The sequence below is a fragment of the Mycobacterium paraterrae genome, assembly GCF_022430545.2.
GTDB lineage: Bacteria > Actinomycetota > Actinomycetes > Mycobacteriales > Mycobacteriaceae > Mycobacterium > Mycobacterium paraterrae.
The window spans coordinates 3,684,266-3,708,339 of record NZ_CP092488.2; the positions used below are offsets into that span (position 1 = coordinate 3,684,266).

The following is a 24,074-nucleotide window of genomic DNA, read 5'->3' on the forward strand; positions in this document are numbered from 1 at the left end:
TCAGCTCGGCGCGAAGCTGTATACCTGGCCATCGCTGGTGGCGGTGACCACGCGGCGGTCGCGACCGACTGAGACCCCGACCGGATAGCCGGTCGCCTCCGGCAGCGGGTAACTATTAAGCGTTCGGCCGCTGCCCGGATCGAAAACCAGCAGCGTCATGCCCCGCGCGCCCTCGCCAGGACCGCCGGTGACGACGGCATAGCCGATTCCGGTTCCGGCCAGGCTCGACGTAGACAGTGGGCTGACATCGTTGCGGCGCCAGATCTCCTGCGCATGGTCGCCGGCGTCTTTGAAAGCGACTAGGCGGGTGTCCGGCCCGCCCCCCGACACGATCAGGCCGTCCGGTGTCACCGATGGCGGCGTCTGTGCGAGGAATGTCAGCGGAATCGACCACTTGGGCTGGCCATCAGCCGTGTGCAGCGCCCATAGTCGCTTGTCGCGTCCGTTGACATAAATCGTGGAGCCATCGCTCGATATCACCGGGCTGGCTTCGACGCCGGCGCTGACCACATTGCTGGTCCACTCGCGGGTCAGCAGCGGATCCTGCCCGGGATGGTATTTGAGCCCGACCAGGATCGGCGCCGGGGCGCCCGGCTCCCACAAGCCGACGACGATCAGGCCGCTGCTTTTCGCGAAGGCGGGGGCAGCCGCCACCGGGCAGCCCTCCTTGGCCGCTCCGCAGTCGGCGAGCCCACGCGTGAAGTCGCGGGGGTCCACATTGTCGACCAGATCCACCGAGTTGCCCACCACCGTCCCGCGATGGCCGTCGAAAACCTGAACCTGCCCCAGGTGTGTCGCGACCAAGAGGTGACCGTGCCCGAGGATCCTGGGTGTCAACGGCATCCCCATCACTGGACGGCGCCAACGAATCCACTGCGTCACAGGGAAAGACAGGATGGCTCCGGGCTGGCCGACATAGAGATTGTCGAAGCCGTCGAACAACGGACTCGAAAAGCCGCCACCCTGGAACAGCCGTGTGCACCAGCGCTGGCGGCCGTTGTCGTCGTTCTCCCACTCCATCAGCGAACACCCGCCGGGTGTCTGGGCATTGGCGGCGAGCCAATTGCGTGAACCGAGCGCCACCGACGACGCCAGCGAACCCTTAACCGAGCGGGTCCAGCGCAGGCTCAGCCGGCTGGCACCTGATGTCGTGCTGTAGCTGCTGTTGGCGGCGTCTCCATATTGAGCGGGCCAACCCGCGCCCGGCACAGTGTCGACCCACGTGTCGGTGTTACCGCAACCCGCAACGACTGCGGCCACCACCGTCGCCCACGCCACCGATGCCCAATGCCGCAGAACACGGCGGGAGATCGGCCAGGACACGCTGCGAGGGTAACCCGCCGCGCACTGCGTAACCGTGATTGCCCGCCTCGTCGCGCCCGACGCGGCGGCGATAGGCTTTTCGGCCATGACGAGCATGTGGGGAGCCCCGATCCATCGCCGCTGGCGGGGCTCGAATCTGCGTGACCCACGGCAAGCCAAGTTCCTCACGATGGCCTCGCTGAAATGGGTGCTACGCAACCGCGCCTATACACCGTGGTATCTGGTTCGCTATTTCCGGCTGCTGAAGTTCAAGTTGGCCAATCCGCACATCATCACGCGCGGAATGGTCTTCATCGGTAAGGGCGTCGAGATCCACGCGACACCCGAACTGGCGCAGCTCGAGATCGGGCGATGGGTGCATATCGGCGACAAGAACACCATTCGCGCCCACGAGGGTTCGCTGCGCTTTGGCGACAAAGTGGTGCTGGGTCGCGACAACGTGATCAACTGCTACCTCGACATCGAGCTCGGCGACTCGGTACTGATGGCCGACTGGTGTTACATCTGCGATTTCGACCACCGGATGGATGACATCACCCTGCCGATCAAAGACCAGGGAATCGTCAAATCCCCGGTGCGAATCGGACCAGACACCTGGGTGGGGGTGAAGGTCACCGTATTGCGCGGTACCGCCATCGGGCGCGGCTGTGTGCTCGGCTCGCACGCCGTGGTACGCGGTGAGGTGCCGGACTACTCGATCGCGGTTGGTGCCCCGGCCAAAGTCGTCAAGAACCGCCAGCTGGCCTGGGAAACCTCGGCTGCTCAGCGCGCCGAACTCGCTGCTGCGCTGGCCGACATCGAGCGCAAGAAGGCCGCTCGCTAACCGATCCCCTGGTATCGGCGCAACGCTTCGGTCCGTTCGGCGCTGTGATCGACGATGGGCTCGGGATACCCGGCCGGCCGCTCACCCTTGGTCAGCGTGACGTCTTTGGCGTCGGCGAGCTCGGCCACCCAGCGGCGGACATAGTTGCCCGACGGATCGAACTTTTCGGCCTGCCTGGTGGGATTGAACACGCGAAAGTACGGCGCGGCATCGGTGCCACAGCCCGCGGACCATTGCCAGCCATGCTGGTTGCTGGCCATGTCACCGTCGACCAGCTGATCGAGGAAATGACGGGCGCCCCATTGCCAGGGCAGATGCAGGTCCTTGACCAAGAACGAGGCGACGATCATTCGTACGCGGTTGTGCATGTAGCCGGTGTCGCGCAGCTGACGCATGCCGGCGTCGACGATCGGGAACCCCGTCTCGCCAGCCTTCCACGCCTCGAATTTCTTCTCGGCGTCCGCGCCGGTGTCGACCTCGATGGCATCGAAGTCGCGGTTCCAGTTCCACCAGGCGCTGCGCGGCCAGTGATGCAGCACAGCGGCGTAGAAGTCGCGAAAGGCCAACTCGCGCAAATACGCTCGCGCACCAGCTTGGCGCTGGTCGAGGTCTACGGCCATCGTCCGGGGGTGAATCGTGCCGAAGTGCAGGTGGGCCGACATCCGGCTGGTGCCATCGTGTCCCGGGGTGTTGCGGTCGTCACCGTAGGTCTCGAGCCCCTTGGCGAGGAACTTCTTCCACTGCTTTCGCGCGGCGGCCTCGCCGGCGGGCAGGTCGATGTCCGCACCGGGGTCGGGAATGTCGACCGGCTGCGCGCCCTTACCGATCTGCTTGGGGTCAACCCATTTCGCGGATTTGACCGTCGAACGGGCCGGCGATCGCCAGCCCATGTCGCGCCAGCGCCCGAAGAACGGCGTGAACACCTTGTAGGGTTCACCGCCGTCTTTGACCACCCGCCCCGGCGACACCAGATACGGCGATCCCGTGGCCACCAGCGGCACGTCGCCCAGCGCCTCGCGCACTTTGCTGTCGCGTCGTCGACCGTAGGGCGAGAAGTCCTCGGACACATGGACACTCGGTGCGTCGATTTCCTTGGCCAGAGCCGGGATTCGGTCCTCGGCAGACCCGCGGGTGACCAGCAGTCGGCCGTCCAAGTCGTCACGCAGTTGACGCAGGGAGTCACACAAAAACTGGATCCGCCGCGCACCCGACGACGCTTCCAGTCGGGGATCGAGCACGAAACATGCCAGCACGTCTTCGCTGTCCGCTGCGGCGCGCAAAAGCGGCGGGAGATCACGCAGTCGTAGGTCGCGTCGGAACCACAACAGCGCGGGCATCAGCGGGTCACCGGATTCATCGGCGGTTGAGTACCCAGATATGAGCGGACATCAGGGTGGCAAAAGCGCACCACAGGGGATACGGGGTCAGGGCGACGCCAGCGCGCGCATCGGCGGCGGCGGTCCGTCTGGCGAGATCAGCGCTGCTAGCCGCCAGCACCACTGCGCCGAGCGCCGACGCCCCCAATTTCTGGTATCTGAAGAACAGCCAGCTCCATCCCGCATTGAGGATCAGGTTCGCACCCAAGGCAACGACGTAATTACGTGCCTCGTCGTGCCGGCCAGCGGCGCGGAGACGATCAATCGCGGTCGCCGAAGTCACTGCGATGTCGGCATACAGGGTCGTCCACGCGATGGGAAACACGCCGTTGGGCGGGACGTAGGGTGGCTTGCGGAGCGTGCGGTACCACCGGGTGATTCGTGGCTTGCTGGCGACGCTCCCGATCCCCGCCGTGGCCGCGACCGCGACACTCGTCGCGGCCAATGTCTGCTTGCTCACCTAAGCTCCCTTCGGTACGAGGAGTATTTCAGTCGTTTAAGTATTAATCAACTGAAGTAATGCTCAATTGCGGATAAACTGACTCACGTCATGGGCCCGGATCAGATCGCGGACGGCCGCGCCGCACTCGAGCAGCAGATCACCGCCTGCCTGCGGGTGATGACGGCCGAGTCCGAACAGATCGGCCGCGCCTTCGCTGCCGTCCACGACGTGCGCCCCACCGACTTTCGGGCGCTGCTGCACGTGATGGTGGCCGAAACCGCTGGCGCGCCGGTCACTTCCGGCGAGCTGCGTCAGCGGATGGGACTTTCGGGCGCCGCGATCACCTATCTGGTGGATCGAATGATGGCCTCCGGTCACATCAAGAGGGAGTCTGACCCGGCGGATCGGCGCAAGGTAATCCTGCGTTATTCCGAATCCGGGTTGGCGACCGCGCGTGCGTTCTTCGCGCCGCTGGGCATCCACTCTCACGACGCGATGGCAGACTTGCCCGATGCCGACCTGCACGCAGCGAGCAGAGTGTTTACCGCGTTGATCGAGGCGATGCGCAGATACCAGGAGGACCTGGCATCGCTCAAACTGCCCGAGCCGCCCGCCGACTGAGCACGTGAAGAGGGGAGGTCAGGTGCCAACGGAGTCCAACGGTATGACTACTCGCAAGCGTCGTCATATCGACGTGTGCCTGGATGAGCGGGTCAGCTACACCGGCGTCACGACCGGTCTGGAACGTTACCGCCTGCCCTACAACGCGCTGACGCAGACCAGCCTCGCGCACGTCGAGCTGTCGACGCACTTTCTGGGGGCGCCGCTACGGGCTCCGATCTTGGTCGGCGCGATGACGGGCGGTGCCGAGTTGTCCGGCACGATCAACAAGAATTTGGCCGCCGCCGCGCAACAGCTCGGCGTCGGGATGATGCTCGGATCCCAGCGCATCATGTTGGACAGTGCGTTGGGAGAGCAGGCCGCATCCAGCTTCACGGTTCGCGATGTCGCGCCGGACGTGTTGCTGTTCGGCAATATCGGTCTTGCTCAATTGACAGCAGCTGCCGCGCAAGATATCTCGAACGCGCTGAAGCGGGTCGGCGCGGATGCGCTTGCCGTGCATACCAATCCGCTGCAAGAGGCTGTCCAGTGGAACGGTGACGGCGACTTCTCCGGATCGCTCGACCGATTGCGTCAAGTCGCAAGTACGCTCGAATATCCAATCCTGCTCAAGGAAGTGGGCCACGGCATCGGTAGCTCGGCGATCGCCGAATTGACCGGTCAGTCGGGCGAATTGCCGGTAGCGGCGATCGATGTCGCAGGCGCCGGCGGGACCTCGTGGTCACGGGTGGAACAACTCGTACGCTACGGCGAGGTCCGGTATCCCGACCTGGCCGACTGGGGGATACCCACAGCGCAGGCCGTCATCGAGGTGCGTTCGGCGCTGCCCACCGTGCCGCTGGTCGCATCCGGTGGCATCCGCACCGGCATGGATGCGGCGAAGGCGCTGGCCCTGGGCGCCGATGTTGTGGCCGTCGCGCGGCCATTGCTGCCCGCGGCGATCGAATCCACTGCGGCAGTGGTGGATTGGCTGCAGCGATTCATCGACGAGCTGCGCATCTGTCTGCACGGCGCCGGCGCGTCCGACCTTCGGGCGCTCCGCCACATCGGAGTCGCGCCAATCCACACTCGCTAAGACTTGCCTGCTTGCGAGTTAGACGGGGTCGTCGCCGCGGTGGCCGCTTCGGCCGGCGCCTTCTGCCGGGCGAGGAGTTCGTCCTCGAAGACGGACATCGCGGCAACCATCGCGGTCAGAACGCGGTGGGCGGCCATCAGGTCGTCGTCAGGCAGGTCGGCCAATGCGGCCCGCAGGTGGGCGCCGAGCGGATTGAAGAATCCGTGCGCGAGTTCCATCCCACTGGCCTCGTAGCGCAGCAGCGCTTTGCGCCGGTCCGCCGGATCCGTTTCACGCCGGAGATGCCCGGCGTCGATCATGCGATCGACCAGATAGGTGATCGCTGCAGGGGAGACGTCCATTCGCTGTCGCAGCTGAGCCATGGTCAGCGGAGTACCCGCCGTCTCGGCGACCATGACGTGCAACAGCGCGTGAAAATCGTTGCCGCTGACGGCGTGCTGACGTGCGAAGTAGCGGCCAACTCGGTCGGATTGAGCTGTAACCGCCCGCATGTCGGCGGACATCAGCTTCTCCAGCTGGGCCCGACTGGGAGAAGAAGTGCTTGCGCCGCGTTTAGCCACCTGACCGCATCCTTCCCAGCGAATCGAGATCCAGGGTATCCAAACCGGCTGGATCAGGGACGGTACGCGAGCACCCTACACAATGTCGGATGGACTCGCCTGGATGGACAGCGGCGCAGCCCCGCTGGACTGACTAGGCGAGCAGCAACCCTTGTTGCGCGGCCGCACCCGTTACCGAGGCGGCCAGTCGTCGCCGGCGACAACACGCTGCGCCACAGCCGCAAGGGGCGTATTGGAATCCTGGGACATCAGCTTGAGCGTTTCGAAGGCCTCGACGGCGTCGATGGCGTACCGCTCCATCATCCTGCCTTTCGCCTGGCCAATCAGGTCGCGTGACACCAGTGCGGCGCGAAACTGCTGGTCGCGGCGCATCATCATCCAGGCCAGCGCGGCGTGACTGGCGAAGGTCAGGCCGATGTGGACTGAGAGGTCGTCGAAGGCGTGGGCATGGTCACCGAACAGGTTCAGGCTGGCGGCTGTAGATCCTTCCCGCAGCATCGCCAGCGATATCACCGAGCGGATCGGAGTCCGCGCAAGCACTTCCTGGCAATAGGTCGGCCAGCGCGAGTCACGCGCAACGTCGTCGACTCGAATCGTCTCCTGCGACTCGGCCGCGGCCAGGCACGGGCCTTGATCACACTCGTTCCGAATCTCGTCCAGCACGACCGGATATTGGTCGCTCCTGGCCACGGTCTCGGCCGGCCGCCGTGGCTGGACAACCGTTATGCCCGCGTGCCGCGCGCCTGGCACCGACTGCGCTGCGCCCGCGATCAGGTCCTGCAGTAGCTCGAAAACGTCCAACGGCGCACGCCGGTGCAGATCGAAAACCAATTGGTTGGCCTGGACATACATCGCGGATTGTGACCTCCGCAGGTGGTCATCGAATGCCGCCATCGTCGTTACGTTCGCTTCCGTGACGCCCAACTACTTCTTGACCGGATCGTTGCCCCAGTTCATCAACGAGTAACGCCAACGGGTGTCCTTCACGTCGCCGGAAGGGCGTTGTGCAGCATGACGTTTCACGTATCCAACGACCTTTCGCATGTGGGCATAGTCGTCGTCGGTCAGGTCGCCCTTCTTGGCTTTCAGAATCGAGATGATGTGTCGACCGCTCTCGTGTCCAGTGGATTCGCCGCTACCGCTTTTCTGGCCGACTTCCTTGGATTCGTCGGTGTCAAGCCACTTCTCGAGCTCGCGCGCGGTCATGTTGACCGCGTCGTGAAACTCATCCCAAGTGGCGGCATCCTCGGAACTCATGTCTCTGGCCTCCTCAGGATTTGTCGCGCCGCAACGCGTCGGGCTTGTGAACCGCGTCGGAACCGGTCTTGTCGCTGATTACGCGGTACTGCGGGTCGTCCTTCGACGCGCGGACTTGGCGCCCGGCGGCCTTTCGGTCGTCGGTGATCTTCTCCTCGACCGTTCCCTTGACGTTCTTGCCGTGGCTTTTCCACGAAACCTTGTCGCCCTTGCTGAACTCGTCCGCCACTGACGGGCCTCCTTCTCGTATCAGAAGACAAGTGGGTCACCAGCGGCGGGAACTGCTTTCCGTACGGGTAGAACCCACAATAACTTAACTATTAACCTTTTGAATAACGTCCGAAACTCTGGCCGGCCCGACGCCGCTTCGGGCCCAACGCCGCATACCCGTTGCAGTTTTCGGCTAGACCGCAGCGGGAATGTGATCCGGATGAGTCTGATGGAATCGCTCAGCGCGCCTTTCCGATGGGGGTCGGCGTTACGAGGACGGCGGATATTCCACCCTGACGGTGTTGTGGCAGAGGGCGTGATCGAACGGCTGGCACCGGCCGGCACCGGCTTGCCGCTACCTTCGGCGAAGGTCGTTGCGCGGCTGTCGAAAGCGTTGGGAACGCCTTCGGCTCTGCCTGACATTATTGGCCTGGCCTTTCGTGTTGAGACCGAAGAAGATTCGACATCGCACTGGGACGTCCTGCTGGCTTCGGCTGTGCCGGGACCCGTCGTTCGCTCGATTTGGCTTCGCCCGGTGACATCGTGGGCCGGCAGTTCGATGACCAGCCTCGCTCCGCTGCGATACCGGGGCACGAACTGGTGGTTGCGGGCTAAGGTCGCGACCCCGATCGACGGCTCGGGACTTTCGTTGGACGGCATCCGAAGCACGCTCGGTCATCACGCGATTGCTATCGATATCGAGCAAGGCGGAGCAGCGTCACACTTCCGTCCGCTGGCGCGCCTGACGCTGACGCACGCGACGCCGGGCCGGGACATTTCTTTCGACCCCGTGTTGAACACCGGACCGGGGGTCGCGATGTATCCGAACTGGCTGGCTGACCTGCGTGCGTATGCCTACGCCCAGAGTCGAGAAGGTCGGGCCGACGATCACGCCTTGGCTGCACGTAGCTGATAGCGACGCTCGGCGTAGACGAGGTCGTCCTTCCATAGCCGGGCGGCGGCCAGACGCATCAGCGGTGTGATCATCGGGGCAGCGGAAAGCGCCCGCCGGAAGCCGGTGCGGTCCGAGTGCGCGACGGTCGCCTCGATCACTGCGGTCCTCGGCAACCCGTCCGGCCCCAAACCCAATGGCGTGGCGTGGGTTTCGACGACACTACCGACGCCCTCACCGTCCACGATCCGCATCAGGATGGTGCGCGGCTCAGGGCTGGTGAACTCGGCCACGGTCGGCACGCCGACCGGGCCGATCCGGAACGTCACCGCAACCAGGAAGCTGTCCACCTCTTCGGTCGGCGTGGTGAGTACTTCGAGCTGAGTGAACGAATACGGGTGGTACCACGCGCCGTGCCAGGGATCTAGCCGGTTGGCGATGATGTCGGACGGTTCGCAGGTGCCGACCATCGTTGCGACGGCATCGAGGGTGTCGCCGGTCGGTCGGTCCGGAATCACCGGATGGTCGAGCGGCTCTTCGCCGCCGACGGCGTCGAGCCGGACCCAGACCAGGACGCCGTCGTCGCAGCTGGGGAGTAGTCGCCAGCGGTATTCGTCGGTGTCACGACCGAGGCACAGTCCGTGCCACCGACAGATCAGGTCGCCGTCGTGAACTGCGGCCGTCGCGAGATCGGCGCCGAGATGCGGACAACTTCGCGGGCCGACGCACAGCCGGGATTGCTGATCGCGCCAGGCGACCAGCTCGACACCGGCAACAGTGCACCCGAGCGGTTTGTCGTGGCGAACGTCGCGACTCGCGGCGAAGGTGTACCAATTCCCCGTCGGCCGGCGCTGTGACCGGTCCAGCGCCGCCGCGATGATCGCCGGCGAGGCGTCGCGATAAGTAGGACGCTGACCCGTCCACGTGGCAGACGGGATCGGTTGCAGCGGCCAGTCTTTCGGCCAGCGCTGCCGCACACTGTCGCCGATGCTCATGGTTGCGCCACCCTTTCTCGGCCGGCGAGATGGCGCAGCAACGCCGAACGGCCCCGGGTGGGCACCGTCGCCAGCGGGTGACCGGCGAGGCCCCACCGCTGAAGGATCTCGTTGGCGGCGGTCCAGCCCGTGGTGGCCGCACGCTCCATCAGCGCGACCGGTAGGTCAATTCGGACCCCGTCACCGGCCAACAGGAGTCCCGGTTGCGGGGTCACCACTCCGGGTCGGTGCGCGTAGGTTCCGGGCGCGAACAGCGGACAATCTTGGTGCTGCAGTGTGCGCTCATGAACGACCCGCGCCTGGCGGGTCTCGGGATAGAGCTTGTGCAGTTGGTCGAGCATCGCGTTCTGGGGCTGCGCGGATTCGACTGCATAGGAATGTACTTCGACCACCGAGCCGCCAGTGCGCTGAGCCCAATCGGCGGCTTGGCGTTCGTAGCGGTCGAGGACGCTGATGTTGTCGACGGGTTCGTGACCGGACGTTCCCAGAAACGCTGCTCGGTCGTTGGCCACGGGACGATCCAGCCATAGCCGCTGCACCAGGAACGGCGGCGCGGTCCGCAGCCGCTTGATCCGCGCCCGCCACAGTTCGTCGCCGAGCTGCGGAGACGACTCGACAATCGCTTGTAGTCCGGCAATGTCGGTGGCCAGGACGACGGAGTCGGCGTCCAGCTGCTCACCGGCGTCGGTGTGCACACGGAACGTCTGGCCACTCCCGCTGGCGATGCTCGACACCGACACGCCTTGCTGGAAGCGGACTCCCAGGTCGACGAGGTACTGACGCAGCGGCTCCCATAGAGCGGTGTCGAAGTTGGAATTGGCGACGTCGAAGATCAGGCCCTCACTGGAGCCGAGGAAATAAATATGGAACATGGTGGCCAGCTCCGCGGCCGACAGCGCAGTCGGGCTGGCGAAAAAGCTGCGGGAAAACACCTCGAAGGCTAAGTGCCGGGCCGCCTCAGGGAAGTTGATGCTTTGCAGAAACGTCTCGGCATCGATGTGGTCGAGGCGCGCAAAGATATCCGGCAGCGAGACCGCGGCAAGCGGTGCCGCGGCACGCGCGTCGATCTTGAGCAGATCGGTGAACCGAAACGTCGGACTGCGCAACGCGAATACCAAGGCATTCCAGGGCGGCGTCTGCGGCAGGCCGCGGAAGGTGTCTTGGCGTCCGGCACCGTCGACAAGCGGATAATCGTCGACCGCGGTGAGCATCGACAGCGTAGGGTCGATGCGCTCCAACAGCGCACGCAAGTTGTAGTACTGCCTGAAAAACGCGTGGAAACCCCGGTTCATGGCAAGCTCGGCGCCGTCGACCTGCTCGGTCCAGGCGCCGACTCGCCCGCCCAGATATTGCTGGCGTTCGATGACGTCGACGGAGATTCCCCGCTCGGCCAAACCCGTTGCGGCCGAAAGCCCCGCGATGCCAGCGCCGACGACGACGGCCCGCGGCTGCGACGACAGGGCCTTCGCGCTCGGAAGGCCTTGCGGGGCAGGGAAAGTGCGGCGGTGCCGGTCGGTCATGGCGCGTCCCCGAGGAAGGTGTGCGCGATGTTGGTCTCCCAGCCCGGCATCGTCTCACTATGTACCGCCACGAAACCCGCGTCGCGCATCCGTTGCCGCAACCGTGTTGCGCCATCGAAGCTCAACACGCTGCGCCACAGGTGCCGATACAGCGTCGAGTCCCGGGTTTGCCACCACCCGGACGGAATGATGATGCCCCAGCAGACCGCGTTCCATATCGCGGTGGCGAGCCGGGAGTCGCGCACCGAGTAGTCATGCACCGCCAAGGTGGCTCCGGGCGCCAGCAAATTGCGCAGGGCGAGCAACTGCGTGTCGGGATCGGCCAAATTGCGGATCAAATATGCGGCCAGGATTCCGTCGAACGGTCCGACGACACCGTTTTCGGCGAGACCTTCGACGGGCGTGTGCACAAATTGCACCGACGGTGGCCACGACTTGTTTTTCGCCTCGTCGAGCATGCCTTTGGACGCGTCGATGGCAACGATGTCGGCGTGCGGTGCGACGCTCAGCAACGCGGCCGTCGACGCACCGGTACCACATCCCGCGTCGAGTAGCCGCAATCCGCGTCCCTGGTTGGGCAGCCGAAGCCGCTGGGCCGAAAGGCGAAGGTGCGCATGGTATCCCGGGCTCGCCCCGACCAGCCGGTCGTATGCGGAGGCGCCGGCATCGAAGGCGGCCGGCACGTCCGCGCGGGGTAGGCCGAAATTACTGATGCTCACGTTGACGCTCCCATAGCAGCAGGACGGCGGTGACCAAGGCAAAGCCGAACAGAAAGTCTTCGATCGGAATGTCGAATGGGAACCGGATCCCGCTGGTCTGCCGGTTGTCGTAAATCACGATCGGGGCGCTGAGCTTGGTCAGCCAACCGTCGGTGAGGATCTGGAAGCCGATCACGATGATCATCGACAGCCAATAGGCCCCGCGCCGAAACAGCCCGGTCCGTAACACCGTGAACTCCAGTACTGCGACGGCCAGCACCGACACCACAGCCGGGACCGTGTAACCGAGCCCCGTCATTTGCGGGTGACCCGTCGCAGAATCCCGCTGACCGCGTTGTAGGTGAGCAACGCGCACAGAGGAATCACGAGAAAGAACAACACCTCTTCGATCGGCATGTGGAACGGGACGTTCACGCCGGTCACGTATGCCGGGTTGTATGTCCAGATGCCAAGGCCGATCGCGATTTCGTCCCAGATCACGAATACCGCGGCCACTGGCAGCACGGCGCGAGCCGCACGCCGAACCTGGCGATAGACGCCAGGGCGAAAGGTCTCCAGCGGCAAGGTGATGGCCAAGCAGGCACCGAGCACAATCAGATACTGCCAGCGATCCACTACACCGCACCAGATCTGGGGGCATCGGACGCGACGTGTGTGCGCCGCGCCCGCCAAGACCGGATGAGGCCGGCTCCGGCGACCCGCAGCCGTCGCGCGTTGCCGACCGTCGCGCGTTGGCTGAACACGGCGAAGCCGCTGTCCTCGATGCGGTCAAGGATCTCGGCGTACAGCGTCAACGCGGTCGAGACGCACGGACGCGAGCGCGGCTCGAGCATGGCCACGCCGTCGGCAGCAAAGCGATAGACGCCCCGGGCGATGTCGTGCTGAGCGGCCAGTGCGTCGCGCACCCGCTGGTCGGTCGTGCGGTGTGTGTGGCACCAGGTCAGCAATTCGCGGTCAACGTGGTAGGCGGCAAGTTCGTCAGCCGGCAGGTAAACGCGCCCACGTAGCAAATCCTCGTCGATGTCCCGCAGGAAGTTCGTCAGCTGGAACGCCCGGCCCAGAGCCGCCGCGCGGGGAGCGGCCTCGTCGGCGGAGACGACGGTACCCAAGATCGGAAGCACTTGCAGGCCAATGGCTTCCGCGGACCCCTTCATGTAGAGGTTGAGAGCGTCGCGGTCGGGATAGTCGGTGATCGTCAAATCCATTCGCATGGATGTCAAGAAATCGTCGAACAATTCGTCGCGGATCGCGTAGCGCCGCGCGGTGTGCCGGACGGCGGCCAGCACCGGGTTGCCCGGATGTTCTTCGGAGGAGAAGAACTCGTCGGACAACTGCTGCAGACGGGTTGCCCGGTTCGGAGTGTCCAAGGTCGAGTCGAAGTCGTCGAGAATGTCGTCGGCGTAGCGCGCAAAACCGTAGAGCGCGTGGATCGGGGGCCGCTGGTCGGGCGCGAGAAGCCGGGTGGCAAGGAAAAAGGTGCGGCCGTGGGCGGCGTTGAGCGTCCGACAACGTTGGTAGGCCGCACGTAGTTCCGGATCGTCGATACCGGCCGCGCTCAACTCGGTGCGGATCACGAGCGGCCGGCTTTCGCGATGACGGTGTGTGGTGATGTGTCAGCGACGCCGGTGACCCTGTCAGCGGCCAACCGGCCCGAGATCATCGCGGTGGGCACGCCGACACCGGGAACGGTCGACGACCCCGCCAGGACCGCATTGTCGATGCCGCGCACCGTGTTCGCGGGTCGGAACGGTCCGGTCTGCGCGAACGTATGCGCGAGCGCGAACGGCGTGCCGGCAATCATGCCTTGGGCTGCCCAGTCCTCGGGGTTGACGACATGCAAGACATCGGTCCCGTCGCGGAAACCCGGAATCAGCTGTGCGTCAACGGTATCGATGAGCTGCTCGGTGTAGCTGTCACCGATGCGCGACCAGTCAATTATCCCGCGCTCCAGATTGGGCGCCGGGGCGAGCACGTAGAACAACTCGTGGCCGTCCGGGGCCAGGCTGGGATCGCTGGCTGTCGGTCGGGTGACAAGCAGGGACGGGTCCCGCATCAGCCGGCCGTCCTGGATGATGTCGGTGAAGGTCTGGTTCCACTCCTCACCGAAGATGATGTTGTGATGGGCTAGTGGCGGACTCGCTGATTCCGTTCGACGTCGACCGATGTGGGCGACGACGGCAGAGGGGGCCGGCCGCAAACGACCGACGCGCCGCGGCTGGCGGCCCAGCAGTGCGTAGGTGGTGGGTAGTTCGGTCGTGAGCACCGCCGCGTCGCACGCGATGCGCTCGCCGGTGTCGGTCAGCACGGCCGAGACTCGGTTTGCGTTGCGCTGCAAGCCCGTGACGGTCGCGCCGTACACGAACCGCACTCCCGCGTGGGCCGCGGCGGCGGCGAGCGCGTCGGGAAGCGCCCGCATTCCGCCTCGTGGGAAGTAAACGCCAGAGATGGTGTCCATATACGCGATCACCGCGTAGACGGCCAGCGCCTTACGGGGCGCGACTCCGGCGTACAGCGACTGGAACGTGAACACCCGACGTAACCGCGGATCGGAGATGTAGCGGCCGACCATCGTGTCCCATTTGCGGAAACCGCCGAGTGCCGTCAGGCGAGCCAGCTGCGGATTCAACAGCGATAGTGGCGAATCGAAATTCTCCGCGATGAACCCGTCGAATTCGGTGCGGTACAACCGCGTCAGCCAATCGCGCAACTTTCGATAGCCGTCTGCCTCTTGCGCGCCGGCGAACGCGCTAATCGCCTGCGCCATGGCGTCCGCGTCGCTGTGCACGTCGAGGCTGCTGCCGTCGGCGAACTGCGCGCGGTATGCGGGATCTACCGGCATCAATTGCAGGCGGTCCGAACGGTTTTCGCCGACTGCGGCAAAAGCTTCGTCGATGATGTCCGGCATGGTGAGCACGGTCGGTCCGGTATCGAGCTGATAGCCGCGAATGTCGGCGCGCCCGGCACGCCCGCCGGGCCAGTTCTCGCGCTCGACAACAGTCACCTCGCGACCGCGGCCGGCCAGATGCAGGGCCGCGGTCAGTCCGGCCAAGCCGGCGCCGACAACGACGACGTGATTGTTAGGGCCAGGCACACTGCGCATTATTCAGTTCGCTCCGTGCACACGGAAGCCATGTTCGTCAAAGCGGCGCGCACCGGTTCATTGATTCGGAGCTGGTCGAGCTCCTTGAGCGCCGAGCCCACCCGGTCGCTGATCGTGTCTTCGATCCACTGCACGGCACCGGTCGTGACGATCAGGGACCGCCAACGCTTGATGGCGTCCTCGTCGAGATCGGCGATGTTCATCAGCTCGGTCAGCTGCGTGCGAGTGGCCGGGTCGGCCAACTGATGTGCAGCGATGACGACGCTAGTGGCCTTACGCTCGACGAGGTCCTGACCGTCGGGTTTGCCCGTTACCGCCGCGGACCCGAAGACCCCGAGCAGGTCGTCTCGCAGTTGAAACGCCTCGCCGACCGCTTCGCCGTATCGGCCCAGACCTGTGATGGTGCGGTCGCTGCAGCCGCTCATCGCCGCGCCGATCTCCAATGGCCGGCGCACCGTGTAATTGCCCGATTTGCGACGTGCCACTTCCAGAACTGTGTCCATCGAAGGCAGATCGCGGATATCGCTTGCCAGGTCGGCGAATTGGCCCAGCGCGAGTTCGGTGCGCATCGCGTCATACCGCGGCCAGGCCTGCCGCAGACTCCGGTACTCCAGGCCGCTTTCCCGCATCATCTGCTCGGCCCAGATCAGGCAAAGGTCGCCCAGCAGGATCGCCGCTGACTCACCGAACCTTTCCGCAGTTCCAGAAAGCTTTCGCTTTCGGTGCCACTGGCTGAATTGAATGTGAGCGGCAGGGCGGCCGCGACGCGACGACGCGGCATCCATCACGTCGTCCTGTATCAGCGCAAAGGCATGCAGCAATTCCAGTCCGGCCGACGCGAACAATGCTTCGTCGCTGTCTGCGGATCCCGCCAGCCAGCCGAGGTACATGAAGGTCGACCGCAGGCACTTTCCGCCGGCCACGAAGTTCAGCAGGATATCGCCGGCCACGTCGACGCCCGACTCCGCGAGTTCTGCGGCGCATCGAGCGGCCACGAATTCACCCAGGTGCGACAGCACTTTCGCACGTAAGCCGATCCGCCATACCTCGAATTGCGCGGGATCTGACCACGTTTGCTGATCTAGCTCAGCGGGGGCCGCCGGCGGTGCCAAGGAGAGTGCACGCAGCTCGCCCACTTAGGCCCCTCTCGCACGGTTGGGTCGCGGCCTGGCCGTATACCTCGGACTCACGCGCTATACCTCCCGAAGGGCAAAGACAAACACGGCGAACCCGGGCCAGCCAAGGTTCACTTCATTGAGTTAAAGATTAACTTACTGAACATCTCCTTGCCTCGCCAGCGATCCAAGGCGCCTAGTGTTGACGATGCAGAGCGAAGCGATGAGGAGGAGCGGCGCAGATGACTTCAGCGCAGCGCGAACGACGTGCACTGGTGTCGACATTTCGCGAGGTGGGTCCGCGAGCGCCGACGCTGTGCGAAGGCTGGAACACCACCGACCTCGCCGCGCACCTGGTGGTGCGCGAACGACGAATCGACGCCACCGCAGGGATCGCCCTGCCATTTCTGGCCGGCTACACCGCAAAAGTCCAAGACAAGGTCGCACGATCCACCAACTGGAACGCACTGGTCGAGCTGGTGGCATCCGGTCCGCCGATCTACTCACCGTTCAAGCTGCTCGACCCGATCGCGAATCTCGGTGAGATGTTCATCCACCACGAGGACGTGCGCCGAGCCGTCGACGGCTGGGAGCCGCGCGTGCTCGATGCTTCGACCGCGGTGCAACTGCGGCGCCAGCTTGGGCTGATGAGCCGGATCATGCTGAGCAAGCTGCCCGCCCATGCCGTCCTGCAGACGCCCGAAGGCGACCGCATCGCGACAGTAGGTCGGGGTGAGACGGTCACGATCACCGGCGAACCGCAGGAGCTGCTGTTGTTCGTCGCTGGTCGTGACGCGGTGCGCGTGAACTTTGCCGGTGACGCCGCCGCAGTCGCTGCGATCCGCGACTCCCCGCGCGGGCTCTAGCCCCGCCCCAGCAGGTGCCGGAGGGTTTGCTCGAGGCCAGGACGGCGGAAGCGATGGTCGGCCTGCTGCAGCCTTGCGGGCAGCACCCGCTGGCTGGCCAGCGCGAGCTCACGGGCGCCCTGGTCGCCGAGAAGCACCTTGGGCCCGAGCGGCGGCACCGGCAGCAACGCCGGCCGGTGCAGCACACGCGCCAAAACCCGGGTGTATTCGACATTGCGTACCGGGTCGGTGGCTACCGCGTTGACCGGACCGGAGAGGTCGGCGTCCCACAGTGCGCGGTGATACACATCGACGAGATCGTCGATCCCGATCCACGAGAACCATTGCTGACCGTCTCCGAGCCGCCCGCCGAGTCCCGCGGCGAACAACGGCCGCAGCAACCGCAGCGTCCCGCCGGCGGGGGACTGCACGATCCCCGTGCGCACCCGCACCACGCGGATGCCGGCCTGCTCGGCCGGGGTGGTCGCGTCCTCCCAGTCGGCGACAACGTCGGCGAGAAATCCGTCGCCGCGCTCGCTGGTCTCGGTCAGCGTCTGGTCGCCGCGGTCGTAGCCGTAGAAGCCGATCGCCGACGCACTAACCAGAACTTTGGGTCCGTCGGTGGCACCGGCGAGCAATTCGGCGAGTCGACGCGTCGGCTCGATTCGGCTGTCTCGAATCGCGGCGCGGTGATCCTCGGTGAATCGGCCGGCGATCGATTCGCCGGCGAGATGAATGAGCGCGTCCACTCCGGCCAGCAGCTCGGGGTCTGGATTACCCGGATTCCACTGTCGTTCATCGGCATTCGACGAGGCGTGCCGAACCAGCCGAATTACCCGATGGCCGCCGGTGGACAGGAACGCGGCCAACTGCGACCCGACGAGCCCGGATGCACCAGTAATGGCAACCGTGAGCTGGGCTAGTCCGTGGTCTGCCGCCCTGCGGTGTGCGGCGAGGTCGTCGGCCAGTTGCTGGTGGCGGTAGCGGAACATCGACTTCAGCGCGGCCCCGGGAACCGGCGTGTCGACGTGGTCGATCACCCGCGTGCGATCGCCGTCGACCTCCTCGAAGTCATGGGTGTGCCGCCAGCGCACCGCCAGCTTTGCGGGCAGCGACGCCAGCCCGTCGGAACCGATCTCGTCGACGAAGCGACGCGGTGGGTCGTAGCCGTCCGGTTGGTGGTCGGCCACCCAGCGCAGACCACCGGGCAGGCCGAGTTCGGCCCGCCCATTCTCCAGTGACTCCGCTTCGCTGATCAATTTCATCGGCGACCACGGCGGTGTCAGCCGCGTGAATGCACCGGGCCGGGCGTGCCAGTCGAAGACCTCATAGATCGGGGCGTCGACCACGCTCGAATATTCGATTCCCATGAGCCGACGGTACCTCCGCCGTTAAGAACTCCGGCTCCTCCTCAGGCTGTTGCCAGCCTGCATCGTCGCCGGAGGCCAAGAACTCCCCGGCTCCTCCTCAGGCTGTTGCCGGCCTGCATCGTCGCCGGAGGCCAACGCCTACCGATCCGGCAGCGCATGCTCGACGATGGGCAGCCGCGGCAGCGGTTGACGCTCGGCACGCTTGGCGGCCAGGTACACCTGCGCGGTCTCTTCGGCCACCGTGTGCCAGTCGAACGCTGCCGTCAGGCGCCGACGCGCGGCCTGGGCCCGCCGCTGCGCAGCCGCCGGATCGTCGAGCACCGCGTTGACAGCTTCGGCCAGTCGGGCCACATTCCGTGGCGGACAGGACATCCCGGTCTCGCCGTTGATGACGGCCTCACCCAGGCCGCCGATGTTGGAAGTGACCAGCGGAGTTCCGGCGGCGGCGGCTTCCAGTGCCGCCAGTCCGAATGGTTCGTAGTGGCTGGGCAGCACCGCGGCATCGGCACGATGCAATGCGGCCAGCAGATCGTCGTGATCCAGCCGCCCAACGAAGCGAGTTGACTTGAGCACCTTGTATTTACGTGCCTGTGCGACGAGCCAGTCGTGTTGAGTACCTTCGCCGGCAATGGTCAGCGTGGTACCCGGGTGGGCGCGCCGGATACGGGGGAGCGCTGCGATCGCCTCGTGCACGCCCTTTTCGTATTCGAGCCGGCCCACGTAGAGCAGTTCCGCCGGGCCGGTGCGGCTTTTGCGCCGCGCGAACGGCCAGCGTGCGGCTTCGATGCCGTTGCGGATCACCGTGGTATCGGCCAGGTCCGGTCCGAACAACTCGTTTATCTCGTCACTCATCGATGCCGAGCAGGTGATCAACGAGTCGGATTCGCGCACCAGCCACGATTCGACCGCATGCACCTGCCGGCTCAGGGGACCGGACACCCAGCCGGAGTGCCGACCGGCCTCGGTGGCATGGACCGTCGAAACCAGTGGTGCGTCGTAGAATTCAGCAAGTGCGATCGCCGGGTGCGCGACCAGCCAGTCGTGGGCGTGGACCACGTCAGGCCGCCACGGTTCGTCGCTGCGCTGCTCTTTGAGCGAGAGGCCGGCGCGGATCATCGCGTGTCCCATCGCCAGGGTCCACGCCATCATGTCGGTGCCGAACGTGAACTCGTGCGGGTCCTGTGCGGCCGCGAGAACCCTTACGTTCTCGTTGATTTCATCCGACGACGGATGGGTGCTCGGATCAGTGCCGGTCGGGCGTCGCGACAGCACGACGACCTCGTGGCCGGCAGCGGCAAGCGCGGTCGACAGGTGGTAGACGTGGCGACCCAATCCACCGATCACCACCGGTGGGTACTCCCACGACACCATGAGGATCTTCATCGCGGCAATCTCCGGGCGTCGAGCGCGCCGAACAATCCGTCGGCCCGATTCCAGCCCTCGGCCAGGCGCTGTGCCACCTCGCGGCGGCCCGACGCCAGGGCGCCGGCGATTTCACGGGTGGCGTGGGCGTGCAGGTGCGCGCGATAGCGGGCGTAGTCGGCCGCCGAATCCTTGCTCACCATGAACGGCCAGTCGCTAGACACGGTGAGCAGGGTCTCGCGCAGAATTTGGTCGGCGACGTGGTCGCGGGGGGTCGGCCCGTCGAGTGATGCTCTGTGGTCCAACGCCTTGTCGACGGCTGATAAGGCGGTGTCGACCACCTCGGCGTTGAGCTGAACCAGGTCGGCCACCTTCTCGCCCGACCACACTTGCCAATCCTTGCCCGAACCCCAAGAGCTGGGCGGCAGTTCGACGGCGCTACCGACGAGGCCGTTGTCGATGGCGTCGCTCAAAGTGCCGAGCCGCACGCCCGCTTCGGGGAGCGCCCGCAGCACGCGCTCGAGCCAGGCCGGCCCCTCGTACCACCAGTGACCGAACAACTCGGTGTCAAAGGCCGCGACTACGTGGGCCGGTCGGCCGATCCGAGCTGACTCGGCGATCAGTCGGCGCCGCACCACGTCGACGAAGTCGGCGACGTGGCTGTCGATTGCGCGATCGGCACGTTCAGGGTCGTAGGGCGCCTTTTTCTCCGACGGTACGTTGCGGCCGGTGACGCGGGCCGGCTTGAGGCCGGTGCGATGGTCGTAGGTGTGAAAGTCGCGGTAGGCGGCGTGACCGGGGTAACCCGACTTCGGTGACCACACGCGGTAACTCACCTGCAAGTCGCGGCCGAATGCGACGACGCTGGAGTCGCCCACCGGCCGTCCGAGCGCGGTATCGCCGTGCAACGACGGGCCGTCGACCATGAAGTGGCCCACTTCGGCGGCGGCATAGTCGTGCTCCATGCCCGGGGCATAGGCGCATTCGGGCGCCCAGATGCCAGTGGGCTTGTGGGACAACCGCTGTCGGGCATCGGCCAATCCCTCGCGCAGCGCGAACTCCCTTAGTCGCGGATTGAGCAACGGCTGGAACGGGTGAGCCAGGGGACCGCCCAGCAGCTCGACGGTCCCGGCGTCGATCAGGCGGCGCAGCAACGGACTGGCGCCGTGCCGCCAGTGCGTCTGGAAATCTTCGAGCGCGCGTTCTGTCTCGGCCATCTCACGAATGCCGAAGGCGCGCAGCGCTTCTGGGGCTGAGGCGGCCGATCCGTCGTAGGTGTCGCCGGGTCGCAGGCTGGCCGCCTCGGCTGCACGCAGATGCCAGTTGGCGAGCCAATGATGCATCCCGTCAAGGCAATACGGATCGTCGAGTTGAGCCATCACGACCGGGGTGACACCCAGCGTGATCAACCGGTGCCGGTCTTCGTCGGCCAATCGGCGCAAAACCTGCAGCAGCGGAAGATAGGACGCCGCCCACGACTGGTACAGCCACTCTTCGCCGACCGGCCATCGGCCGTGATGTGCCAACCAGGGCAGGTGGGTGTGCAACACCAGGGTGAACAACCCCGGTACCGGCTCGCTCGGACTGTCGATCGGCGTCACGTGCGCACCGCGATCGCAACAAGGTCGAGGCTGTCGTCGATGGGTCGCGCCGCATCGGTGCCGGCCTCGACGATGTCGAAGTCGTCGGCAGCGACGGCAGCGACATCGGCCAGCAGTTCCTCCGACCACGGCGCGTCGGCGACGGCCCGTTCGATCTGGGCGTCGATGATCGAGCCGCCATGTCGAGCGTCCATCTCGCGAAGCCGAGCTCCATGGAAGACGCCGTACATGCCGCGGACCTCAAAGCCCGCCTCGTGCAACAGTTCTGTCAGCTCGATGGCATTGAGCTCGCGAGTATGAAACGGATTGATCGGTGTGTCACGGCCCGGTGAAAACGTAATCCGGTTGGGCGTCGACACCATCAACAGGCCGGACGGACGCAACACCCGGGCGCACTCGCGGACGAACTGCGGCTGATCCCATAGATGCTCGATCACCTGGAAGTTCACGACGACGTCTACCGACTGGTCAGGCAGGGGAAGTTCGGCCAGGTTGCCGTGAATCACCCGGACGCGCGGGTAGCGGGCGCGGACGTGCGCGACCGTCGACGCGTCGTAGTCGACCGCGGTCACCTGCTGCGCGACCCCGGCGATCAGGTCGGCGCCGTAGCCCTCGCCGCAACCGGCCTCGAGCACGTCGCGGCCGCGGCAATGCCGCGCCAGCTGTTGGTAGACCACCTCATGGCGGCGGAACCAGTAATTCTCGACGTCGAGGCCCGGAATCGTGCGTTCACCGGTCAACGGCAACGCGGTGTCCGCGAGGGGATGCGGAACGTCAGGGATGAATGCGCTCATTGCCTAGGCAGGCTAACCCGTCGTGAAGGGTTCGCGAATGTTCACCGCAAGTATTCCCGTGCGAGCGACGAGCATCACGCGCCTGTGAGGGCACCGGGGGGGCGAAACCCGCAGGACGACCCGCTATGGTGGGGGTGCAAGCCACACTAAGTTACCAGTCAGTAACATGCGGGTGCGGTGCGCACAAAGATGTGACATAAGTTCTGTGGCTTGTTGCTGCAGAACGCACTCGAGGAGGACGAGCCACTCTCATGACGAACATCGTGGTCCTGATCAAGCAGGTCCCGGACACCTGGTCGGAGCGGAAGCTGAAAGACGGCGACTGGACGCTGGACCGTGAAGCCGCAGACGCCGTGCTGGACGAGATCAACGAGCGCGCGGTCGAAGAAGCGCTGCTGATCCGCGAGAAGGAAGCCGCCGACGGCACCGAAGGATCGGTCACCGTGTTGACCGCGGGGCCCGAGCGCGCCACCGAGGCGATCCGTAAGGCGCTGTCGATGGGCGCCGACAAGGCCGTTCATCTTCTCGACGACGGCCTGCACGGCTCGGACGTCGTCCAGACCGGTTGGGCGTTGGCGCGCGCGCTGGGCACGATCGAAGGCACCGAGCTGGTCATCGCCGGCAACGAGGCCACCGACGGGACCGGCGGTGCGGTGCCGGCCGTGATCGCCGAGTACCTGGGCCTGCCGCAGCTGACGCACCTGCGCAAGCTGTCGCTGGAAGGCGGCAAGATCACCGGCGAGCGTGAGACCGACGACGGCGTCTTCACGGTCGAGGCCTCGCTGCCCGCCGTGGTGAGCGTCAACGAGAAGATCAACGAACCGCGCTTCCCGTCCTTCAAGGGCATCATGGCCGCCAAGAAGAAGGAAGTCACCAAGCTGACGCTGGCCGAGATCGGGGTCGAGCCCGACGAGGTCGGGCTGGAGAACGCCGGTTCCAAGGTGCTGACGTCGACGCCCAAGCCGCCGAAGACCGCGGGCGAGAAGGTCACCGACGAGGGCGAGGGTGGCAACGACATCGCCAAGTACCTGGTCGGTCAAAAGATCATCTAAGACGTCCACACTTACCGAAAGACACGGATAAAACTCATGGCTGAAGTACTCGTGCTCGTCGAGCACGCTGAAGGCGCTATCAAAAAGGTCACCGCCGAATTGATCACTGCGGCACGCGCTCTGGGCGAGCCCGCCGCCGTCGTCGTAGGCAAGCCGGGCACGGCCGAGCCACTGATCGACGGCTTGAAGTCTGCCGGCGCCGCCAAGATCTACGTCGCCGAGTCCGACAATGCGGAGAATTACCTGATCACCCCGTTCGTCGACGTGCTGGCTTCGTTGGCCGAATCCGCCAGTCCCGCAGCGGTTTTGCTGGCCGCCAACGCGGACGGCAAAGAGATCGCCGGTCGGCTCGCCGCCCGGATCGGCTCTGGTCTGCTGGTCGACGTTGTCGACGTGCAGCCTGACAACAAGGCGACGTGGTCGATCTTCGGTGGCGCATTCACCGTCGAGGGCCAGGCCAACGGTGACACCCCCGTCATCACTGTGCGCCCGGGCGCAATCGACGCCGAGCCGTCCGATGGTGCTGGCGAGCGGGTCGACGTCGAGGTTCCCGAGCCGGCCGAGAACGCCACCAAGATCACCTCGCGTGAACCGGCCGTCGCCGGTGACCGTCCGGAATTGACCGAGGCCACCATCGTGGTGTCCGGTGGTCGAGGAGTCGGCAGCGCCGACAAGTTCAGCGTGGTCGAGGAGTTGGCCGACTCGCTGGGCGGCGCGGTTGGTGCATCGCGTGCCGCCGTGGACTCCGGCTACTACCCGGGCCAGTTCCAGGTGGGCCAGACGGGGAAGACGGTCTCGCCCCAGCTGTACATCGCGCTCGGTATCTCCGGGGCCATCCAGCACCGCGCCGGCATGCAGACCTCGAAGACGATCGTCGCGGTGAACAAAGACGAAGAAGCGCCGATCTTCGAGATCGCCGACTACGGCGTCGTCGGCGACCTGTTCAAGGTCGCGCCGCAGCTGACCGAGGCGGTCAAGACCCGCAAGGGCTGATCCAACGGGAAAGCCCCCGCCACGCCTGT

The 24,074-nt window shown here is 65.6% G+C and carries 26 protein-coding genes; 7 read left to right on the plus strand and 19 right to left on the minus strand.

Features of this window, described 5'->3' with window-relative positions:
- Window positions 1-1,278 carry an outer membrane protein assembly factor BamB family protein gene (locus tag MKK62_RS17790; RefSeq protein WP_240264084.1) on the minus strand — a complete coding sequence of 426 codons (1,278 nt, stop codon included), beginning with the start codon at window positions 1,276-1,278 and terminating at the stop codon, window positions 1-3.
- Between the two features lie 130 nt (window positions 1,279-1,408).
- Between MKK62_RS17790 and MKK62_RS17795 the strand changes: the two genes are divergently transcribed.
- On the plus strand, window positions 1,409-2,146 hold the full coding sequence (locus tag MKK62_RS17795; protein ID WP_240258583.1) for an acyltransferase: 738 nt from the start codon (window positions 1,409-1,411) through the stop codon (window positions 2,144-2,146).
- Here the strand turns inward: MKK62_RS17795 and MKK62_RS17800 are convergent.
- Both MKK62_RS17800 and MKK62_RS17805 read right to left on the minus strand, forming a co-directional pair.
- The gene (locus tag MKK62_RS17800; protein WP_240258582.1) at window positions 2,143-3,483 is read right to left on the minus strand and encodes a cryptochrome/photolyase family protein; all 1,341 of its coding nucleotides are present in this window, start codon (window positions 3,481-3,483) and stop codon (window positions 2,143-2,145) included. The genes MKK62_RS17795 and MKK62_RS17800 overlap by 4 nt on opposite strands.
- A 16-nt stretch (window positions 3,484-3,499) precedes the next feature.
- The gene (locus MKK62_RS17805) at window positions 3,500-3,982 is read right to left on the minus strand and encodes a TspO/MBR family protein (protein WP_240258581.1); all 483 of its coding nucleotides are present in this window, start codon (window positions 3,980-3,982) and stop codon (window positions 3,500-3,502) included.
- Window positions 3,983-4,072: 90 nt separating this feature from the next.
- Here MKK62_RS17805 and MKK62_RS17810 point away from each other — a divergent pair, with 90 nt between their 5' ends.
- Window positions 4,073-4,585 (plus strand): MarR family winged helix-turn-helix transcriptional regulator, encoded by a 513-nt coding sequence (locus MKK62_RS17810; RefSeq protein ID WP_240258580.1) that lies wholly within the window; start codon window positions 4,073-4,075, stop codon window positions 4,583-4,585.
- Between the two features lie 43 nt (window positions 4,586-4,628).
- Window positions 4,629-5,660 carry a type 2 isopentenyl-diphosphate Delta-isomerase gene (gene fni / locus MKK62_RS17815; protein ID WP_240258579.1) on the plus strand — a complete coding sequence of 344 codons (1,032 nt, stop codon included), beginning with the start codon at window positions 4,629-4,631 and terminating at the stop codon, window positions 5,658-5,660.
- Here fni and MKK62_RS17820 read toward each other — a convergent pair.
- From MKK62_RS17820 to MKK62_RS17835, 4 genes are all read right to left on the minus strand, one after another.
- On the minus strand, window positions 5,657-6,220 hold the full coding sequence (locus MKK62_RS17820; RefSeq protein ID WP_434084961.1) for a MarR family winged helix-turn-helix transcriptional regulator: 564 nt from the start codon (window positions 6,218-6,220) through the stop codon (window positions 5,657-5,659). The two genes, fni and MKK62_RS17820, sit on opposite strands and share 4 nt — an antisense overlap.
- A 171-nt stretch (window positions 6,221-6,391) precedes the next feature.
- Window positions 6,392-7,114: a GAF and ANTAR domain-containing protein gene (locus tag MKK62_RS17825; protein WP_240258578.1), complete on the minus strand. Its 723-nt coding sequence runs from the start codon at window positions 7,112-7,114 to the stop codon at window positions 6,392-6,394.
- Between the two features lie 30 nt (window positions 7,115-7,144).
- The gene (locus MKK62_RS17830; protein WP_240258577.1) at window positions 7,145-7,477 is read right to left on the minus strand and encodes a DUF3140 domain-containing protein; all 333 of its coding nucleotides are present in this window, start codon (window positions 7,475-7,477) and stop codon (window positions 7,145-7,147) included.
- A 13-nt stretch (window positions 7,478-7,490) separates the two neighbouring features.
- Window positions 7,491-7,706 (minus strand): hypervirulence associated TUDOR domain-containing protein, encoded by a 216-nt coding sequence (locus MKK62_RS17835; RefSeq protein ID WP_240258576.1) that lies wholly within the window; start codon window positions 7,704-7,706, stop codon window positions 7,491-7,493.
- Between the two features lie 201 nt (window positions 7,707-7,907).
- Here MKK62_RS17835 and MKK62_RS17840 point away from each other — a divergent pair, with 201 nt between their 5' ends.
- Entirely contained in the window at window positions 7,908-8,600 is a 693-nt protein-coding gene (locus tag MKK62_RS17840; RefSeq protein WP_240258575.1) for a phosphodiesterase, read from the plus strand.
- On the opposite strand, the gene MKK62_RS17845 is transcribed toward MKK62_RS17840, so the two are convergent.
- From MKK62_RS17845 to MKK62_RS17880, 8 genes are read right to left on the minus strand one after another with little or no spacing between them, the layout of a single operon-like run.
- Window positions 8,576-9,574: a DUF5914 domain-containing protein gene (locus MKK62_RS17845; RefSeq protein WP_240258574.1), complete on the minus strand. Its 999-nt coding sequence runs from the start codon at window positions 9,572-9,574 to the stop codon at window positions 8,576-8,578. The two genes, MKK62_RS17840 and MKK62_RS17845, sit on opposite strands and share 25 nt — an antisense overlap.
- Complete coding sequence (locus MKK62_RS17850) at window positions 9,571-11,094, minus strand: hydroxysqualene dehydroxylase (protein WP_240258573.1); 1,524 nt, start codon at window positions 11,092-11,094, stop codon at window positions 9,571-9,573. Before MKK62_RS17850 ends, MKK62_RS17845 begins: the two co-directional genes overlap by 4 nt.
- Entirely contained in the window at window positions 11,091-11,813 is a 723-nt protein-coding gene (locus MKK62_RS17855; RefSeq protein WP_240258572.1) for a class I SAM-dependent DNA methyltransferase, read from the minus strand. The genes MKK62_RS17850 and MKK62_RS17855 overlap by 4 nt, the downstream gene beginning before the upstream one ends.
- Entirely contained in the window at window positions 11,800-12,111 is a 312-nt protein-coding gene (locus MKK62_RS17860; RefSeq protein ID WP_240258571.1) for a lycopene cyclase domain-containing protein, read from the minus strand. The genes MKK62_RS17855 and MKK62_RS17860 overlap by 14 nt, the downstream gene beginning before the upstream one ends.
- Window positions 12,108-12,428 (minus strand): lycopene cyclase domain-containing protein, encoded by a 321-nt coding sequence (locus MKK62_RS17865; RefSeq protein WP_240258570.1) that lies wholly within the window; start codon window positions 12,426-12,428, stop codon window positions 12,108-12,110. The genes MKK62_RS17860 and MKK62_RS17865 overlap by 4 nt, the downstream gene beginning before the upstream one ends.
- Complete coding sequence (locus MKK62_RS17870; RefSeq protein ID WP_240258569.1) at window positions 12,428-13,387, minus strand: phytoene/squalene synthase family protein; 960 nt, start codon at window positions 13,385-13,387, stop codon at window positions 12,428-12,430. Before MKK62_RS17870 ends, MKK62_RS17865 begins: the two co-directional genes overlap by 1 nt.
- Complete coding sequence (gene crtI / locus MKK62_RS17875) at window positions 13,384-14,913, minus strand: phytoene desaturase family protein (protein ID WP_240258568.1); 1,530 nt, start codon at window positions 14,911-14,913, stop codon at window positions 13,384-13,386. Before crtI ends, MKK62_RS17870 begins: the two co-directional genes overlap by 4 nt.
- Window positions 14,913-16,040 (minus strand): polyprenyl synthetase family protein, encoded by a 1,128-nt coding sequence (locus tag MKK62_RS17880; RefSeq protein ID WP_434085099.1) that lies wholly within the window; start codon window positions 16,038-16,040, stop codon window positions 14,913-14,915. The genes crtI and MKK62_RS17880 overlap by 1 nt, the downstream gene beginning before the upstream one ends.
- A 230-nt stretch (window positions 16,041-16,270) precedes the next feature.
- Between MKK62_RS17880 and MKK62_RS17885 the strand changes: the two genes are divergently transcribed.
- A complete protein-coding gene (locus MKK62_RS17885) occupies window positions 16,271-16,894 on the plus strand; it encodes a TIGR03085 family metal-binding protein (RefSeq protein ID WP_240258567.1) in 624 nt (207 codons plus the stop codon).
- On the opposite strand, the gene MKK62_RS17890 is transcribed toward MKK62_RS17885, so the two are convergent.
- From MKK62_RS17890 to MKK62_RS17905, 4 genes are all read right to left on the minus strand, one after another.
- Window positions 16,891-18,243, minus strand: coding sequence for a TIGR01777 family oxidoreductase (locus tag MKK62_RS17890; RefSeq protein WP_240258566.1), 1,353 nt, complete (start codon window positions 18,241-18,243; stop codon window positions 16,891-16,893). The two genes, MKK62_RS17885 and MKK62_RS17890, sit on opposite strands and share 4 nt — an antisense overlap.
- 138 nt (window positions 18,244-18,381) lie before the next feature.
- On the minus strand, window positions 18,382-19,626 hold the full coding sequence (locus MKK62_RS17895; protein ID WP_240258565.1) for a glycosyltransferase family 4 protein: 1,245 nt from the start codon (window positions 19,624-19,626) through the stop codon (window positions 18,382-18,384).
- Window positions 19,623-21,197 (minus strand): 1,4-alpha-glucan branching protein domain-containing protein, encoded by a 1,575-nt coding sequence (locus MKK62_RS17900; protein WP_240264081.1) that lies wholly within the window; start codon window positions 21,195-21,197, stop codon window positions 19,623-19,625. Before MKK62_RS17900 ends, MKK62_RS17895 begins: the two co-directional genes overlap by 4 nt.
- Window positions 21,198-21,202: 5 nt before the next feature.
- Entirely contained in the window at window positions 21,203-22,000 is a 798-nt protein-coding gene (locus MKK62_RS17905) for a class I SAM-dependent methyltransferase (RefSeq protein WP_240258564.1), read from the minus strand.
- Between the two features lie 251 nt (window positions 22,001-22,251).
- On the opposite strand from MKK62_RS17905, the gene MKK62_RS17910 reads away from it, so the two are divergent.
- Both MKK62_RS17910 and MKK62_RS17915 read left to right on the plus strand, forming a co-directional pair.
- Window positions 22,252-23,052 carry an electron transfer flavoprotein subunit beta/FixA family protein gene (locus MKK62_RS17910; RefSeq protein WP_240258563.1) on the plus strand — a complete coding sequence of 267 codons (801 nt, stop codon included), beginning with the start codon at window positions 22,252-22,254 and terminating at the stop codon, window positions 23,050-23,052.
- Window positions 23,053-23,088: 36 nt separating this feature from the next.
- Entirely contained in the window at window positions 23,089-24,045 is a 957-nt protein-coding gene (locus MKK62_RS17915; protein WP_240258562.1) for an electron transfer flavoprotein subunit alpha/FixB family protein, read from the plus strand.
- Window positions 24,046-24,074: the final 29 nt, after the last annotated feature.

Coding starts and splice junctions, on each gene's coding strand:
- MKK62_RS17910 (WP_240258563.1), top strand. CDS start 22,252: ATGACGAACATCGTGGTCCTGATCAAGCAGGTCCCGGACACCTGGTCG.
- MKK62_RS17810 (WP_240258580.1), top strand. CDS start 4,073: ATGGGCCCGGATCAGATCGCGGACGGCCGCGCCGCACTCGAGCAGCAG.
- MKK62_RS17840 (WP_240258575.1), top strand. CDS start 7,908: ATGAGTCTGATGGAATCGCTCAGCGCGCCTTTCCGATGGGGGTCGGCG.
- crtI (WP_240258568.1), bottom strand. CDS start 14,913: ATGCGCAGTGTGCCTGGCCCTAACAATCACGTCGTCGTTGTCGGCGCC.
- MKK62_RS17860 (WP_240258571.1), bottom strand. CDS start 12,111: ATGACGGGGCTCGGTTACACGGTCCCGGCTGTGGTGTCGGTGCTGGCC.
- fni (WP_240258579.1), top strand. CDS start 4,629: ATGACTACTCGCAAGCGTCGTCATATCGACGTGTGCCTGGATGAGCGG.
- MKK62_RS17800 (WP_240258582.1), bottom strand. CDS start 3,483: ATGCCCGCGCTGTTGTGGTTCCGACGCGACCTACGACTGCGTGATCTC.
- MKK62_RS17795 (WP_240258583.1), top strand. CDS start 1,409: ATGACGAGCATGTGGGGAGCCCCGATCCATCGCCGCTGGCGGGGCTCG.
- MKK62_RS17890 (WP_240258566.1), bottom strand. CDS start 18,243: ATGGGAATCGAATATTCGAGCGTGGTCGACGCCCCGATCTATGAGGTC.
- MKK62_RS17895 (WP_240258565.1), bottom strand. CDS start 19,626: ATGAAGATCCTCATGGTGTCGTGGGAGTACCCACCGGTGGTGATCGGT.
- MKK62_RS17915 (WP_240258562.1), top strand. CDS start 23,089: ATGGCTGAAGTACTCGTGCTCGTCGAGCACGCTGAAGGCGCTATCAAA.
- MKK62_RS17850 (WP_240258573.1), bottom strand. CDS start 11,094: ATGACCGACCGGCACCGCCGCACTTTCCCTGCCCCGCAAGGCCTTCCG.
- MKK62_RS17825 (WP_240258578.1), bottom strand. CDS start 7,114: ATGGCGGCATTCGATGACCACCTGCGGAGGTCACAATCCGCGATGTAT.
- MKK62_RS17830 (WP_240258577.1), bottom strand. CDS start 7,477: ATGAGTTCCGAGGATGCCGCCACTTGGGATGAGTTTCACGACGCGGTC.
- MKK62_RS17885 (WP_240258567.1), top strand. CDS start 16,271: ATGACTTCAGCGCAGCGCGAACGACGTGCACTGGTGTCGACATTTCGC.
- MKK62_RS17905 (WP_240258564.1), bottom strand. CDS start 22,000: ATGAGCGCATTCATCCCTGACGTTCCGCATCCCCTCGCGGACACCGCG.
- MKK62_RS17845 (WP_240258574.1), bottom strand. CDS start 9,574: ATGAGCATCGGCGACAGTGTGCGGCAGCGCTGGCCGAAAGACTGGCCG.